We start from the raw sequence: 16,549 nt of genomic DNA, 5'->3' as shown, positions 1-16,549 counted from the left end.
ACAGGCCCTTCATATTATGGTGTTTGCTCTTCATCCTTTTCCGGATCCATCAGCTGATCGCTGGTAATGGACGCATCTGTCCAATTGTCGACTAATTGCTGCGCGTAGTCCAGCTTATCGTCATCCAGCATGTAGTACCAGGCCCCATCGCTCTTGCCGCTTCCCTCCAGCATATAACTGGTCATCTGCGGAACAGCTTCCTTATCATAGAGCAGCTTGCCAAGATCCAGGATAAAGTCTGAGGTCATATCTGTCTTCATATTACTGCTCGCGATAGACAGGATTTCTGGAATCTTGGTAATATTTCCGATCTGCAGCATCCGTTCTGCTGCGGCTTTGAGAAAGATACGCTGGCGCTCCGTCCGCTTGAAATCGGAATCCTCACGGTACCTTACATAATTGAGTGCATCCTCCCCTGTATAGATGGGCTTGTTTGCCTCAATATACAGTGGAATATGGTACTTGTATTTGTTCTGAATCGGTTCTGTGATAGGAAGCTCGACACCGCCGAGCGCATCGACCACTTCAACAAGCGCGTTAAAATTCACTTTTGCATAATAATCTACGTCCGTTTCCAAGAGCTGCTCAATGGTCTCCACACTCATCTTGGCGCCGCCATAGGCATAAGCCGCATTAACTTTATCTCTTCGATCTCTCCCGGCAATCTGCACATAGGAGTCACGCGGGATCGACAAGAGCAGCATCCGGTGATCCTCTGGACGAAATACGGCATAGATCATCGTGTCAGATCTGCCGACATCCCCTTCGCGCTCGTCTACACCAAGGAGAAGCATGCTGAACGGCTCCAGCTCCTTCTCTTCTTCTGTCACAGCGGGTCCGGTAACTTCATCAAGCGGTTCATAAGAATCATCGAGTGCCGTCTTGACCGGCTTCTCTACGAACAGCTGCAGCGCTGCCCACCCCAGCTCCTTATGAAAAATATAAGCGAATGAGCCGACTAGCAGCAGGATAATAAAAGAGATGATTAATGGCTTTTTCGTCTTCTTCTTCGCTTTTTTGTTCTTGCCGGCTTTCTTACGGTTGCTCCGTGTCAACGGGTATTCAAGATCGCTCATCAGCTTCTCCTTTCTTCACTATCTTTTTTGTCGACGCAATATATATCATTTTTAATAAAATTTGATGTTTTGGGTCAGATTTTGATTCGATAACTCATCTAATATACTACAGTTTTCCATATTAAGGAATGTTCATTTCGCAGAACGTCGAAATCTTGCTCTCCTATTTCTATAACGTGCCTTTTCGGATGAATGTTGCCTATAATGTGATTTAGTAGGATCAATTTCATCCTTTATTAAAGCGACAAAAAAATATCATGAAATTGATTCGGACAATAAAGATTTGGATATGGAGGATGATAGGTGTGAGGGATCAGGAGCTGTTTGACAAAGTGTATGCTGCGATACTTGCGCGAAGCGACCGGTATGACGGCATTTATTATTCCGCGATCAAAACGACAGGCATCTACTGCAGACCCTCCTGCCGCTCCAGAACACCGAAGCCGGAAAATGTCACGGTCTATGCCAGTATTTATGAGGCGGAACGCAGCGGATACCGGGCCTGTAAGAGGTGCCAGCCAAATAAGCACGAGCTCATTAACCCGGATGCTGATATTGCAGAACGGGTTACCCGCTATATCTATGCACACTACAGAGAGCCGCTTACTCTCCCGCAGATCGCTGAAGCGCTCAGTATCAGTCCCTATCACATGCAGCGGGTGTACAAGAGAGTTACGGAAGCGTCCCCGGCTCAGCAGCTGCAGCATGTCCGTATTGAGCATGCGAAGGAACAGCTGAAGAGCTCGGATTCGGAAATTCAGGATGTGGCATTAAACGTCGGTTTTAAGAGCGTCTCGCACTTTATCCATGTTTTTCAAAAGAGAACAGGTGTCACACCCCAGCAGTACCGCAAAGGGGATATCACATAGAGGTTATTCATTTGAACAGAGGAGGAGGTATACCGTATGGAGACCGTGTACTGGGCTGAGCTCAGACATTCTTTATTTCAACATCAGACGATGTATATAGCCGCAACAGAGAAGGGGCTGTGCAAAGTGACCTGGCCCACAGATTCGATGGAGGTGCTGATGAGCTGGATTCAGCGCCGTTTTCCAAGAGCAGATATGATAGAGAGTCCCGAGAAGCTCGCACCCTATGTCACTCAGCTGAACGAATATATGAATGGAGCAAGACAGAGCTTCCGTCTGCCGCTCGATCTGAGAGGTACGGAATTTCAGAAGAAGGTATGGCAGGCGTTACAGCAAATTCCCTATGGCGAAGCGCGCAGCTATTCCGACATTGCTCACGGGATTGACCGCCCTCAAGCAGTCCGTGCCGTTGGTACTGCAAACGGGGCGAATCCTGTGCCCATCATCGTTCCCTGCCACCGTGTCATTGGTAAGAACAACACACTGACGGGGTTTGCAGGCGGATTGAAAGTAAAGGAAGCACTTCTTAACTTGGAGGGATATCATGGATATACCGCAGCCGGACATGCCCGGTTCCAGTTCTAGAGTGGAGTACCATCCTGGAGATAACACCTTTAAGCTGTCTCTGCCGAAGCTGTTTCACTATGAAGAGGTTCTGTATTATTTGAACCGTTCCAAGCTGGAATGTCTGCATCAAGTGGATCAGGGAAGGATATATAAGCTGATTAAAGTGAAGGAAACCGTGCTTCCGCTTCAATTGGAGTACGATCAAGAGACTCATGCGCTGGTTGTTCATTCCTTGCTGGAAGCACCGCTCCGTGCTGAAGAATGCCAGGCAGCAGCAGCCTATATAACCGAATGGCTGGATCTGGACAGAGATCTCACTCCTGTGGAGACACGTGTCGCGTCTGACCCCATTCTCTCGAAATTCTCTGAATCATTACGAGGACTCCGTATCATTGGTGTTCCTGATCTGTTCGAGGCTTTATGCTGGGCAGTGCTCGGACAGCAGATCAATCTGACGTTTGCTTATACGTTAAAACGCCGCCTCACCGAGACTTATGGGGAGCAGCATCCATTTGGAGAGCGGACGTACTATCTCTTCCCGACGCCTCAGTCTGTGCTGACGGCAACCGTACAGGAACTGAAGGAGCTGCAAATTACGACCAAAAAATGCGAGTATATATTGGATCTGGCCAGAAGGATCGACAGCGGTGAGCTCCAGAAGGGGGACCTTCTTGCCTCGGGCTTCCAGGAAGCCGAGCAGACGCTCATCTCCATTCGCGGGATCGGCCCCTGGACGGCGCATTATGTGCTGATGCGCTGCCTCCGTGATCCCGCTGCCTTTCCTATCGGTGATGCCGGACTTCATGCTGCGCTGAAGCGGGAGCTTGGTCTCAGCGTGAAGCCGGCTCCTGATCAGATCCGGGAGCTGTTTAAGCCTTGGGCAGGCTATGAGGCCTACGCCGTCTTCTATCTATGGAGAACCCTTACGTTGTAGGTCACACTCCTGGCGATTTTGATCCTACTTTTAATCCTCTTGCAAAGGCTCATCCTGTTCTGCATAAAGCTTCAGCATCGTGAGCTTGTTATCCCAGAACCGCTCATAGTAAGACAACCAGCGCTTCAGTTCGGTCAGAGGCTCGGTATCCAGTCGATACCTGGTCTCGCGTCCAACCTTACGGTCCTGTACAAGTCCGGCATCAGCCAGCACACGCAGGTGCTTGGATACGGCGGTTCGGCTGATGGGAAACCGCTCACTGATGGCACCAACCGGCATTTCCCCATGGCTCAGTAAATGAAGCAAATCCCGGCGGGTAGGATCTGCAATCGCTTGAAAGACATCATGCTTGGGTGCAGCTGACATCAATGCTACGCTCCAAACTGCGCTGCCAGCTTGCTAAGAATTCCAGTCCATCCGCCCGACATCCGGTCACGCACTACGCTGTGATCTTCGCCGAAGGAGGTCTTCTCTTCTACACTCCAGCCGCCATGGGTAAGTGTGAACTCCGTCTGCCCATCCTTCTCTGCCAGCTCGAAGGTAATGATCCAATCCTTGTCCCATTTGAAGCTGAGCCGATGCGGCGGTTCGAGCTCGGTCACTTTGCACTGTGAATTTCCAAACGGTCCTGCCTGCAGTTGAAATTCATGCCCAAGCACAGGCTCAAAGTCATTTGGCATAAACCAGGCAGCGATACCTTCGGCCGTAGCCACCTTGCTCCATACTTTCTCGATGGGCGCATCGATAACGATTGTCTTCTGAATATCCGGCAATGTTTGCGTCATTTATTCTCTACTCCTTCGCTATTTTCCAGTTAAATTGTCTAAGATTATAAGTGTGTTCAATTTCTCTCATGATTATATGACACCTTTTGGTTTCGTGTAAAGGGAAACCTTTAGGTTTCATTTTACAATTTATGAATCTTCGTTTGTTCATGATAAAATGGAAATATTGAACACGGGAACATCATTCCCGCCATGATAAGGAGATGAGGAGTACATGAAGCAAGATCTGATTCGGCGTATTACCGGTTATGTACGTATGGATACACAGTCGGATGAGAACAGCGAGACCTGTCCGTCTACACCGGGGCAGCTGGAACTGGGCCGCAAGCTTGTAGAAGAACTTCAGGAGATCGGGATGCAGGAAGTCACAATGGATGATAACGGCTATGTGATGGCAACACTGCCTGCGAATACAGACAAGGAAGTTCCGGTGATCGGCTTTCTAGCGCATCTGGACACAGCTACTGATTTTACAGGTAAGAACGTAAATCCTCAGCTCATCGATTCCTACGACGGTAACGATATTGTGCTGAACAAAGAGCAGAATATCATTCTGTCACCCCATGATTTTCCTGAGCTTGTGAACTATAAAGGACACACCTTGATTACAACAGACGGGACAACCCTGCTCGGTGCAGATAACAAAGCCGGTATTGCCGAAATTATGACCGCCATGGACTACCTGCTGAATCATCCTGAAATCAAGCATGGCAAGATTCGAGTCGCCTTCACACCAGACGAAGAGATTGGGCGCGGACCACACCGGTTTGATGTTGAAGCCTTTGGCGCGAAATATGCCTATACGGTTGACGGCGGACCCCTTGGAGAGCTGGAATATGAGAGCTTTAATGCAGCGGCGGCCAAGATCGTCTTCAAGGGCAAGAACGTTCACCCCGGTACTGCGAAGAATAAAATGGTCAATTCCGCCAAAATCGCTATGGAGTTCAACGGTCTGCTTCCCGTAGAGGAGGCGCCGGAGCATACGGATGGCTATGATGGTTTTTATCATCTGAACTCCATACAAGGAGACGTAGAAGAGACCACGCTCAGCTATATCATCCGTGACTTTGACCGTGCCCGCTTTGAGGCAAGGAAAGCAAACATGGAGCGGATCGCTAAGGATCTTCAGGCTAAATATGGTGAAGAACGTGTCCAGCTTACGCTCCGCGACCAATATTACAACATGCGGGAGAAGATTGAACCCGTCAAATTTATCGTTGATATTGCGGGCGAAGCGATGAAGAGTCTCGATATTGAGCCTCACATTGTCCCGATCCGCGGAGGCACAGACGGTTCCCAGCTGTCCTACATGGGACTGCCGACACCGAATATTTTCACCGGCGGAGAGAACTACCATGGGCGCTACGAATATGTATCTGTAGATCATATGGTCTTAGCCACACAGGTGATCATTGGAATCATAGAGCGGTTTGAGCAGCGGGAAGCGTAAGGCATATAAAAAAGAGCGGCACATCTGACCTGCGGGGACAGATGTGCCGCTTGCTTGTGCTTATACTATACGGCAGAGTAATCTCTATGTGGAGACTAGTTGTTTGCGTAGACGCGTTCCTTCTCCACATCCACTTCCTCTTCTGGTGCAAAGATCATATTCTTCTCAACGAACAAACGCTGTGCCGGCACAGCCAGCTTGATCCCCTCTTTTTCCAATATGTTCAGAATCTCAAAGTTGATCGACTCCAGCACTCGCATATGCTCGACCCAAACCGTCGTATACGTAAAGAAGTAGAAGAAGATCGTAATCTGTTCATTGGTCATTCCTTTAACACGAACCATCAGCAGCTCTTTGTCCACTTCCGGATGACTCTCAATATATTCACGAAGCCGCTCAACGGCTGTGACCAGCTTCTTCCGATCCGAATCAATCGCAACGCCGAGATCGAAGGTGATACGTCTCTTGCCCATCCGACTCCAGTTGGTAATGGCCGACTTCGCAAGAATATTGTTCGGAATAATAACGATAGAATCCGCAAAAGTACGGATCTTCGAGCTTCTAAATGAAATATCCTCTACCATACCTTCTACGGTATCGGTCTTAATCCAATCACCCTTCGAGAAAGGCTTCTCTGTCACGATAATAACGCCTGCGATCAGGTTACTGAGCGTATCCTGAGCGGCCAGCGCAACGGCAAGGCTTCCGAGCCCTAGTCCTGCGACTAAACCATTAATGCTGTAACCCCACTCTGCTGCGATAATTGTCAGTGTCAATGCAATAACTAAGAATCGGAGCACCTTGGATAAAAAGGGAATGATCATATCCGACTCTTCAACGCCCCATTTGGTGGTAAAACCGGCAAAGAATCGGGATGACCTTCCTGATAAGTTATACAATCCCCATCCGATACACGCGATAAAGGCGGTTCGAATGAGATGAGAGAATAGAACCCATTCTCCGCCTCCATCGAAATAAAACCGAACTGCACCCGAAACGCCGAGCAGAATCATTAAAGCGCGGATCGGATTACGAACAGTCAGGTAGAGATTATCCCACTTCATACCGAAGAATCGTTTCATTAAACGAAAAAGACGGGTTGAGGTCCATTTGTTAAAAACCGTAAAGACCAGCAGAAGAAGCACCGCAACGGCTAGTCGAAACCAATTAATTTCACCAAAAAATTCAACAACACTATTCAAATTCAATAATAGACACACCTTTACTACGATTTAAAACGAATCACCTTCAATACTGTGGACCATTGTAACATGAAGAGGTATTGCAAATCCAAAACCGACTTTATTCCACTGGGGTGAACGGTAAACAAAAAAAGACAAGCAAATCAGAAAGTGAACAGCCGTCACTTGATTGCTTGTCTTTAATATTGATTTTTTTAGTCACTTTTACTCTGCTTCTATTCCCCTTAAATAACGCGATCCCAGAATCGATGTGCTGCTACGGCATTCAAGAATTTCTCAGCGAAGCTTCCCAGCTCTTCTCCACTCGCAGCCGTTATAATTCCCGGTGCTGAGGCAGCTGCAGAATCAGACGCCATACCCAGGCCTTTTACAAGGAAGGATACTCCTTCATTAACTGCACCAATCGGCTTATAGTGTCTGTAAGCTTCCTTAATAAACTCCGCCGCGTTAGGGTCGGCTGCAAGCGCCTGCACACTATGTTCACCGCCGGCCACGTAGATCGCATCAAACAGTAATGAATCGCTCGTGAGGAAAGTATGCATCGCCTCCATACTTACCCCTCCTTGTCCTGCAACAGGTCCCAGATGATCACTGACCACTTCGGCCATGGCACCTGCTTCAGTCAAGGCGTTCATCAAGGTGATGGCATGCTGATCAAAACCATCTCCCGCCAGTATGGCCACTTTACGCGTCTTTGCGGAATGAATTGTGTTCGCCATGCTAAGTGCAGGAGAAGACTCAATCACCGGTGACTTCGCTGGATGCTCGGCAGACTCGGGCAGCTGGACACCGATCTTAGGAGCCACCGCAGCAGCCAGCTCAGGAGCAATGTTCATCAGCAGATGAATGACCTGCTGACGTATTTCCATCCGCTGAACCTTCCCAAGCTCAAATTGGAATGCGCTGATGAGATGTTTTTTCTCCGGCGCTGACATACTGTTCCAGAACAGCAGAGCCTGGCTGTAAAAATCTTCGAAGCTTCCGCTTCTTGCCTTGATCTTGTGCCCTTCCACTTTCTCCGCATAATGCTGATATCCGCCTTCCTGCGGCGATGCAGGCGAAGGCGTGTTACCCGCAATACTGTTCTTATGATAACTCACCGGACCTTGATTGATCGTCATCCGGTGCATGCCATCACGCTGGTTGTTATGCACCGGCGCGACTGGACGGTTGATCGGAATCTCCGCAAAGTTCGGCCCGCCAAGTCTGGAGATTTGAGTATCCGTATAAGAGAATAGACGCCCTTGGAGGAGCGGATCATTACTGAAATCAATTCCGGGCACAACATGGCCTGGATGGAAAGCAATTTGCTCCGTCTCCGCGAAGAAATTGTCTGTGTTGCGATTCAGCGTCATTTTGCCGACTCTGCGCACAGGAACGATCTCCTCCGGCCAAATTTTTGTCGGATCCAAAATATCAAAGTCAAATGAAAACTCGTCCTCTTCCTTAATAATCTGAAGCCCCAGCTCGTATTCCGGATAATTGCCGGTCTCAATCGCATCCCACAAATCTCTGCGATGAAAATCCGGGTCTTTACCCGCTACCTTCTGGTTCTCATCCCATACTAAAGAATGGACGCCAAGTACTGGCTTCCAATGGAATTTGACGAAATGGCCTACGCCTTCCTCATTGACCAGACGGAAAGTATGTACACCGAACCCTTCCATCATGCGATAGCTCCGCGGCAGTGCCCGGTCCGACATCGCCCACATCATCATATGCGCTGATTCATGATTATTCGCAATGAAGTCCCAGAAGGTATCATGTGCAGAAGAAGCCTGCGGTACTTCATTATGCGGCTCAGGCTTAACGGCATGCACAAAGTCAGGGAATTTCATCGCATCCTGAATAAAGAACACCGGTATGTTATTTCCTACGAGATCATAGTTTCCTTCCTCCGTATAAAATTTCGTGGAGAAGCCCCTTACATCGCGCACTGTATCCGCCGAACCGCGCGAGCCTGCGACCGTAGAGAAGCGGACAAAGACAGGTGTCTTCACAGAAGGATCCTGCAGGAATTTTGCTCGGGTAAGAGAGGTTAACGGCTCGTACACCTGAAAATAACCATGCGCGCCAAATCCGCGGGCATGTACAATTCGCTCCGGAATACGCTCATGGTCAAAATGCGTCATCTTCTCCCGAAAATGAAAGTCCTCCATTAAGGTCGGACCGAGGACTCCCGCTTTCAAGGAGTGTTCATCTTCAGATACCTTCAGTCCCTGATTGGTGGTCAGTTTCTTACCGTCATTATTTACGCGAAACGATTCCAGCTGCTCCTGCTTAGCGTTCTCATTCATGCGCTTTTCTTCGTTACTCATTCTGGCCTTCCTCCTCTTGATCATCTAAGTCCAAATAAGTCCAAACTTTTAAATAAGTACCCTGCGTGGATGACGGTTAAACGGCTTCAGCACCAACAAAAAAACCATGAGGATAAAGATCACCTTCACCTCATGGTTTCTTCATTTAATTTTCACTATTACTTCACTTCTACACGGATCGTCTCACTTCTTGTGCATTAGAATATCATGATATACAAATAACCTATAATAGCTCCTATAATATAAAACCCAACTAAATCCAACCGACCATTACTCTTATTTTTTTGGATAAACCAAATTTCAAGAGCCACGACCAATCCAATCATCGAAACCTTATAGATTAGGGTTACAAAAGGTAAAAACAACCCCAATACTAGTACAAGGATCCGAATAGCCCACAAAAAAACCGGATTCAATCCACCACCTGCTTTATGCATAATTTAGCTTCATATATCGTCATTATCTACCCATATAACACAAGATTGGCCGAACTTGTCATGAAGTCCTTGTTTTTGAGCATCGACACAGACGATAAGATATCCAATAAATAATAGCATAGCAGAAGAAAATTTTCCAACTATTTCCCTTATAACAATATTCTCCCATGATAATTGGAGGCCTGTTTCGGTTTGTACAACTTTAATACCAATAACCATTTTTCCCAATGTCTGACCATAACGAAGGGTTGGAAAAATAAAATATGAAATAATAAGCAGCATACTAATTGAAGCACTTGACAACCCTGAGATATGTTTCTCCAAAAATCCAACAAATAGAATATAGTGTAATGCGACTAGGGCAACTAAATCCAGTGTAAAGGCCATAAGGCGTACCCAAAATCCAGCATACTTTATCGTTGTCTGCATTTTCTAACTCCTTATTCATTTAATGAAGACGATACAGCACTCTTGGGTCTGGTTCATTTATCATCGAGAAGAAACTCTCCAATATTGTTTCAACAGACAAGGATGTCCCTCCTGAGTACCCTAAGCTTAGTAATGGTTCTTTCTTAGTATACCGGACTATTTTTGGTTCGCGTAACTCTAGTGTCTTTACCAAGTCCCCAGTCGCATTATGAATTGAACCAAATTTGTCTATTAATCCAAGCTCCTTCGCTTGTCTACCTGAATATATTCTGCCGTCTGCCAACTGTTTAACCGATTGAAGATCCATTTGCCGTCCTTCTGCTATTACTTCTATGAATCGATTATAACTTTCATCAATAATACTTTGATATATGACTCTTTCCCCATCTTTCAATTCCCGCATTGAATTCGCAAAATCTTTATATTCTCCACTTTTAATATTTTCTTCCTTTAAGCCCAATTTATCGGCTATACCTTGGTAATTGTAAATATTCACAATAACACCGAGACTACCCGTGATGGTAGCTGGATTAGCATATATTTCATCAGCCGCTGCAGATATGTAATATCCCCCTGAAGCAGCAATCGAGCCCATACTAACTAAAACCCTCCGGCCTGTAGCTTTCACTTCCAATATTTTGTTGTAAATAACATCTGAAGTGACAACGTCTCCTCCTGGAGAATTCACATATATTACAATTCCTTTGACTTCAGGATCTTTTTTCGCTTGATCTAACATGGAAATAATTGGATGTTCTCCACCTACATTAGAGGATAACTCTCCTTCAAGAAACATTTGCACAATTTTCCCTTCAGCGTTCCCTTCGATTACGTTTTCTTTCCATACTTCCCCCCCAGATTGATTATACCCTTTAATTAGCCACGTGCTGATTAAACCCACAAGTATAAAAATTAGTACAACCGATGCAACTACTCTTCTCATATCTGCCTCCATCAGCTTATCTGAAAATAACTCGTTCATCAGCGATTAAATCATTTCGTTTCAGGATTTCGCCACCAACTGTAAAGGGAACCGAACGACCATTAAAGTAACTGGTCTCTACACCGTCTACTCTCTCAATAACATGCATATGTAAATGTGGTTCACTACTATACCCCGAATTTCCAACTTTGGCCAACATATCCCCCTGTAAAACCGTTTCTCCTTCACTCACGCGAATACTATCTTTTTTCAAATGGAGGAGTAATACTTGATATCTACCTTGTTCAATAACTACCATATTTGTTTCATTTGATGAAAAGGTTTTCTTTATCTGGTCTTCTACTCCATTTGTGACATGAACAACAGTTCCGTTAACAGGGCTATACACTGTTTCATCAAAGATCGGATATGACTGCAGATCACTTAATTCTGCAAACAGGTTATGCGATTTACCATATGAGTTAAGTTTAACAAAATCTAAAGCATGACGCTGTGAAGAATATTCAGCATGATAGTTTAAAATTGGAGAACTACCTCCATGAACAACTGCGTAGATCCCACCTTTTAGTGGAAATTTTAAATCAATTGATTCTTGATTCTTAAATTCATACGAAAGTAAACTTATGAACAGATAACTCGTAAGCACAGACTGTACTGTGACAAATGCGAAAAGGATCGACTTTCCTATGCTTCTTAATAAATTACCTTTTATTTTCCATGGTAGTTTTTTTAATCTCTTAATCACTATTAATAATGAAACCAAAAATAAAACAATCAACATCATACGTAAATAGTGACTTATATGCGTCCAATTACCTGTTATTATAAATAGACTTGTTACATTGAAAACAAATAGTGTACATCCTACAGACGACCACTTGCTCCGAAATCTGTAAAATATCAGAAAGCCACATAGGACAAAGGGCACAACTAAAGCTTTAACTAACAACATTTTGTTCCTCAATTCCTCGCAGAAGCTCGATGGCTTTGGACTGAAACTCATCATCAGCCATAAATTTGGATATAAACAAATCTAGCTTTCGCGATAACCATATATGATTTATTCTTTTAGGATCATTTATAAAAACAGCCAACTGGTAATTACCACCTTTTCTATCCTCCAAATACAATACCTTATTTAATATAGTGGCCGTGGATCCCCCCTTTTGTCCAACCTTGCAAAACCTTGAGTCTTGAGGGGGAGTGAATTCTATCAGCTCTTTTATCAATTCAGTAGCAACAGGGGCTAGACACTTTCCAAGTTGAATATATCTCATTATATTGGCATACTCTTGCGTTGTAGACTGAGGTTGTTTCATCGATTCGACACGCATAACGTCTATACGGTAACTCTCCGATCGATTTAATCGCTTAATAAGAGATTTTCCTTTATCCATACTTATATCTTCAAACAACTGTATGGCTTTGGCTTCATATTCATTTGTAGGCATCTCCATCAACTTCGATGCAATCTTTGAACTAGGACATCCCGTTTCCTCCATAACGCTTGCAGCGATTAATCCGGCAGAAGATATTGGAAATATGCGTCCATGTTGATTTAAGTTCCATTTGTTCAAAAGCAGATTGATTTTCTTTAAACCTATCGTTTTCATTAAATATTCCGTATTCGCATTTGAGCTGAACTTCATCATTCCGTTGGCAACTTCTTTAAGACTAACACCGTTATTAACAATTGCATTCCGATTCCCTGCGTCTTGCAACCACTCTGGATGGGCATTCCCATCAGAACGTGGAATGTAATAACGGTCCAGTTCAGCTAATGGTATCCTTGTATCAGGATCCAGCTCATTCTCTGATACTTGTCTGGCAAATTCAACTACTATAATGATTTTTAGAACACTGGCTAACGGCATTTTCCGATTTGATTGATAGCCAAGAATCGTGTCTCCATTTTGAATAAAGTGCAACGATGCCTGGTTAGGATTTTCCGACATAAACCGAAGTACATCGAACTCCGTTTTTTTGTCATCTTTTTTCTTCTCATAAACGGCCAATACCCTTATGCCAACGTACATAAAAGCAATAGTGCACAAAATGATAGCAGCAATCATTGCCATCCGCATAACTCCTTTGCTTTCTTTTTGAAGGAATTTCATTTCACTGTTGGTGTAATTTCACAACTATCATTACAATGATTTACAGGAATAAGTTTGCGGTTCTTAGCGATATAATCGTAAACATATCCGCCAATACCCAACCATTTTGAAACTGCAATAAACGGAAGTACAACCCACAGCGGGATGAGCTTCTGTGATATATGAACGACGGAGCTAATTCCTTTGCGAGGCATACCGCCATTTACACCTATACTGTGCATACGCAATTCGACTTCTTGAGGATCAAGTTGATATGTGTCTATTATGTTAGGCATGCGAAAGCTAACGCAGCGTATTAATCTAAAATAATCCATTGCATCAATTCGTTTCACGATCCCCCTGCACATTGGACACCAGCCGTCATAAAAGACTATGATTTGCTGCGCTCGTAGATATTTAAAGCCAAATTTTCTGGTTGCCCGCTTCATTACAAGTTGTCGATATCTAATCCACCTCAAGGTATTCTGATACATTTTTTGATACTCACTGTCGGTAAACACAAGGCATTCCATGCAAATCATTACAATTGAAAATGTCAGCAACCCCATTCCGATTCCAATTCCCCCATGGAAAAAAACCATACTGGCAACCATAAATGGCTTAACTTTTTTGTTTAATATAGTGAATGGAAATGCCAACTTAGTTATAATACTGAGATAAGAAAATATGATAGTCACGATCAAGTAATTTTCAGTGAGGTGTTGGAGTATAGGCCTGCTGAATTCATCTACTTGGGAGATATAGTAAATTGCAGTCCCGCTTTGCCATAATTCTCCCATTAATTGATAACAACCCGAAAAAAAATAAACGATACATAATTGCACTATACAAGCTAAAACGACAAAATTATGAACCATCATTTCTAGTTGAGTTATAAAATCGTTTTTCTTGGCCTTCTTTCTTCTCCGTAACTTTTCTGCATCGACTGAAAAATACCTTTACACTGACGAATTTAAGTCCTCCGTTCTCTCTTTATATAATTTAAGCAGTTCGCCGCTCTTTTTTGACCTAATATATCATTTGGGAATTTTGTTTGCTTTCATTTACCTCCCCATCGTCTCCCCATAAGAATTCCCGTTGTCTATAGTGGATTAAATAATTATAAATTATGATTATACCAAAACAGACTCTCAGTAATCCTGCTCCAATCAGAAAGTGACTCTGAGTCATCCAATTACGGAAGTTTAACAACATCTTTTGTTACCTCCTTCCATTCATACGCTGTTAACACTTCCTCCATGTCATAATTATCTTCTTTTCTTTGTGAGTAAGGAACCGCCTTAGTTTTGCTTGTCGTTATTTGTACAGAAATGAGTTCACTATCTGGATAATACTTTTTTGCTGCAGCTGTAGCATATCGATATAATGCAGTTTCCGCCTCCTCTTGCTCCTTAGAAAGTGCTTCATCAATAATTGTCATATCTTCATTCTTTTCTTGCTTTTTTTCAATAATCTTATAAGTAAGATCATCTGCGCTGCCAATTTGCAAGCCATTCATATAGCCCATACTGATTCGAATAATTCGATTATAAGGGGAGAATAGTGTTTCGTTATTCACTTCAATCATTGGACTTGTTACATCCAACCATTCACTCTCTACTTCTTTGGAACTATGCTGTTCTCTATATTTAATCTTTACATACAGCTTCTGATTTATAGTTAGCGGATTAGGAGCAAATAAATGCCAGTTCTGATAAAATACCGGACTTACATAACGGTCAGTTAACGGCTTCAAAGCAACAGATATAGGATTTACCGGTCCCGCATGAAGAGAAATGATAATGAAATGGACAATGAAGTAAAGTGAGAAAATAACCAACAAAATATTCAATGTACAAATTCGCCAATTATGAGATTTCATCTTCCACTCCTCCATTTTAAGCAAACAAATCAAGCAAGGTCCTTACATAAACCTGTAAGGAACCTTGCAGATTACTTTGTTTTAATTGTCGAATATTTCATCCGTTTCTTGCAAATTGGTATCCACTACTTCTGTCCCGAATAATGAACCGAGAAACAAAACCTGGTTGAGAGCGTCCTTATTTGCCTTATAAGCTTCAGTCACATAAAAGGTGGCTTTTGAGACAGCCGAAGCAAGTGCTACCTCAGGCACGGCCGCTACTGCATTTAATCCGGATTCATTTACATTCGAACCAACCGCCTCTGTCTTAGACCCACCTGCTGAATAAGACGCGTTAATCGTAAATGCTCCTAATGAAAAAATACCCAATGATAAAGCAATTGCAATAACTTTCCTTTTCACTATAAACAACCTCCATAATTACAGTATTAGGTGGCCACCCTTTTGGATAGTTTATCCATTTTTAATTATAGAGCAAATATTTTAAACTGAAATAATAAGATAATTAGTAATGACATTTAGGGGGAAAAATGATATAATACCTAATTTTTTCGCAAGTGATATGATAATTTTTGTATGACGTTTTTTTAACTGTCCCCAATCTACATATGGGAAATTGTTTTTAAGTAAGTTTGTTATCTTGTATATTTCATTATTGATAGTCTGCTCGCTATAATGAAGTTGTGTAGCGATATCCGCCCTTTTACACCCTTGTGACAACAATTTTAATATCTCTATTTGATTGGGACTTATTTTTTCATAGAGATCATTTTGTCTGAACTGATGTACTTTTGTTAAAATCTTTCCAGCTACGGAATGGTGAATGCTCGAAATGTTAGCAGCTGCATTTGTTATGGCTTCCGGCAAATCCTTATAAAAGTCCTTAGTGATATAATTTATAGCCCCCCCGTAAACAATTGCGTCAATTATCATTTCCTCACTTTCCAGGTTTGAGAACACAATTGTTTTAATACCTTTTGCTATCCTTCTTGCTTCAACCATTAGCTCTAAACCTTCGTGACAACTCCCTGTTATATGAAGATCTAACAATAAAATATCAACTTTTAAATGACGTATGTAGTAAAGCAGATCGCTACTATCCGTGACGTAGCCTACGATATCAATAGTTTGTGGTTTGGAAAGTACGTAACAAATCGTTATATCGTGAATCGTTATGACATATAAGCAGGTTAATCTTCAACATAAATCCTAATTCACTCACCCTTCTTAAGCTAATATTTTTTCCAGGCTGTAATAACTATGTTGAAACACCCCTCAGGTAAAAGGAACAAAACCTTCATCCAAGGGGTTAAAACTAGAAATAAACTAACCTTTTGGTTATTAGTAAGTAATTATAACAAGCAAAAGTATATAATTTCCATACTTTAAAAATTTATGTATTATGCCTAGCGATTATTTGGTACAATAATTTAAATAAGCACGGTCCAATGGACCGTGCTTCCCTATGTCACTCAAAAGTCTAGCCTAAATTATGAACATGCGCTTTAGCGGAGCAATACCTCCCATTAACCAGTTAATCATCAATGATGAACTAAATACT

Annotated in this window: 17 protein-coding genes; 4 read left to right on the top strand and 13 right to left on the bottom strand. The window is 43.3% G+C overall.

The genetic code is table 11. The features are described from left to right. Window positions 1-14: 14 nt before the first annotated feature. On the bottom strand, window positions 15-1,076 hold the full coding sequence (locus tag BK126_RS19870) for an LCP family protein (RefSeq protein WP_083655996.1): 1,062 nt from the start codon (window positions 1,074-1,076) through the stop codon (window positions 15-17). Between the two features lie 305 nt (window positions 1,077-1,381). Between BK126_RS19870 and BK126_RS19865 the strand changes: the two genes are divergently transcribed. From BK126_RS19865 to BK126_RS19855, 3 genes are read left to right on the top strand one after another with little or no spacing between them, the layout of a single operon-like run. Next, complete coding sequence (locus BK126_RS19865; RefSeq protein WP_076314294.1) at window positions 1,382-1,945, top strand: bifunctional transcriptional activator/DNA repair enzyme AdaA; 564 nt, start codon at window positions 1,382-1,384, stop codon at window positions 1,943-1,945. A gap of 36 nt (window positions 1,946-1,981) precedes the next feature. Next, window positions 1,982-2,530, top strand: a complete 549-nt coding sequence (locus BK126_RS19860; protein WP_076314293.1) for a methylated-DNA--[protein]-cysteine S-methyltransferase — start codon at window positions 1,982-1,984, stop codon at window positions 2,528-2,530. Continuing rightward, on the top strand, window positions 2,490-3,446 hold the full coding sequence (locus tag BK126_RS19855) for a DNA-3-methyladenine glycosylase family protein (RefSeq protein ID WP_256702948.1): 957 nt from the start codon (window positions 2,490-2,492) through the stop codon (window positions 3,444-3,446). Before BK126_RS19860 ends, BK126_RS19855 begins: the two co-directional genes overlap by 41 nt. 30 nt (window positions 3,447-3,476) lie before the next feature. Here BK126_RS19855 and BK126_RS19850 read toward each other — a convergent pair whose 3' ends face one another. Further along, window positions 3,477-3,812, bottom strand: coding sequence for an ArsR/SmtB family transcription factor (locus tag BK126_RS19850; RefSeq protein WP_076314292.1), 336 nt, complete (start codon window positions 3,810-3,812; stop codon window positions 3,477-3,479). 5 nt (window positions 3,813-3,817) lie between these two features. Further along, window positions 3,818-4,231, bottom strand: a complete 414-nt coding sequence (locus tag BK126_RS19845; protein WP_076314291.1) for an SRPBCC family protein — start codon at window positions 4,229-4,231, stop codon at window positions 3,818-3,820. A 214-nt stretch (window positions 4,232-4,445) separates the two neighbouring features. Between BK126_RS19845 and pepT the strand changes: the two genes are divergently transcribed. Further along, window positions 4,446-5,681 (top strand): peptidase T, encoded by a 1,236-nt coding sequence (gene pepT / locus BK126_RS19840; RefSeq protein ID WP_076314290.1) that lies wholly within the window; start codon window positions 4,446-4,448, stop codon window positions 5,679-5,681. 95 nt (window positions 5,682-5,776) lie between these two features. On the opposite strand, the gene BK126_RS19835 is transcribed toward pepT, so the two are convergent. The 10 genes from BK126_RS19835 to BK126_RS19780 all read right to left on the bottom strand — a co-directional run bounded on the left by BK126_RS19835 (window position 5,777) and on the right by BK126_RS19780 (window position 16,107). After that, window positions 5,777-6,889, bottom strand: coding sequence for a mechanosensitive ion channel family protein (locus BK126_RS19835; RefSeq protein ID WP_076314289.1), 1,113 nt, complete (start codon window positions 6,887-6,889; stop codon window positions 5,777-5,779). 218 nt (window positions 6,890-7,107) lie between these two features. After that, window positions 7,108-9,201 (bottom strand): catalase, encoded by a 2,094-nt coding sequence (locus BK126_RS19830; RefSeq protein ID WP_076314288.1) that lies wholly within the window; start codon window positions 9,199-9,201, stop codon window positions 7,108-7,110. 446 nt (window positions 9,202-9,647) lie between these two features. Next, on the bottom strand, window positions 9,648-10,067 hold the full coding sequence (locus BK126_RS19820; RefSeq protein ID WP_076314286.1) for an RDD family protein: 420 nt from the start codon (window positions 10,065-10,067) through the stop codon (window positions 9,648-9,650). Between the two features lie 19 nt (window positions 10,068-10,086). Then, window positions 10,087-11,010 carry a signal peptide peptidase SppA gene (sppA, locus tag BK126_RS19815; protein ID WP_179085573.1) on the bottom strand — a complete coding sequence of 308 codons (924 nt, stop codon included), beginning with the start codon at window positions 11,008-11,010 and terminating at the stop codon, window positions 10,087-10,089. Window positions 11,011-11,026: 16 nt separating this feature from the next. Continuing rightward, the gene (locus tag BK126_RS19810) at window positions 11,027-11,794 is read right to left on the bottom strand and encodes a M23 family metallopeptidase (RefSeq protein ID WP_179085572.1); all 768 of its coding nucleotides are present in this window, start codon (window positions 11,792-11,794) and stop codon (window positions 11,027-11,029) included. A gap of 154 nt (window positions 11,795-11,948) precedes the next feature. Beyond that, entirely contained in the window at window positions 11,949-13,088 is a 1,140-nt protein-coding gene (locus BK126_RS19805; RefSeq protein WP_076314284.1) for a serine hydrolase, read from the bottom strand. A gap of 35 nt (window positions 13,089-13,123) precedes the next feature. Further along, window positions 13,124-13,906 carry a DCC1-like thiol-disulfide oxidoreductase family protein gene (locus tag BK126_RS30360; RefSeq protein ID WP_143757772.1) on the bottom strand — a complete coding sequence of 261 codons (783 nt, stop codon included), beginning with the start codon at window positions 13,904-13,906 and terminating at the stop codon, window positions 13,124-13,126. Window positions 13,907-14,301: 395 nt separating this feature from the next. Beyond that, complete coding sequence (locus BK126_RS19790; RefSeq protein WP_076314281.1) at window positions 14,302-14,988, bottom strand: DUF5819 family protein; 687 nt, start codon at window positions 14,986-14,988, stop codon at window positions 14,302-14,304. Between the two features lie 81 nt (window positions 14,989-15,069). After that, a complete protein-coding gene (locus BK126_RS19785) occupies window positions 15,070-15,390 on the bottom strand; it encodes a hypothetical protein (RefSeq protein ID WP_076314280.1) in 321 nt (106 codons plus the stop codon). A gap of 81 nt (window positions 15,391-15,471) precedes the next feature. Beyond that, window positions 15,472-16,107, bottom strand: a complete 636-nt coding sequence (locus BK126_RS19780; RefSeq protein WP_256702979.1) for a response regulator — start codon at window positions 16,105-16,107, stop codon at window positions 15,472-15,474. Window positions 16,108-16,549: the final 442 nt, after the last annotated feature.

The organism is Paenibacillus sp. FSL H7-0326, from assembly GCF_001955535.1.
GTDB classification, from domain to species: Bacteria; Bacillota; Bacilli; order Paenibacillales; family Paenibacillaceae; genus Paenibacillus; species Paenibacillus shunpengii.
Note: the sequence above shows the minus strand (reverse complement) of the source record. Positions and strands in the feature narration are given on the sequence as shown.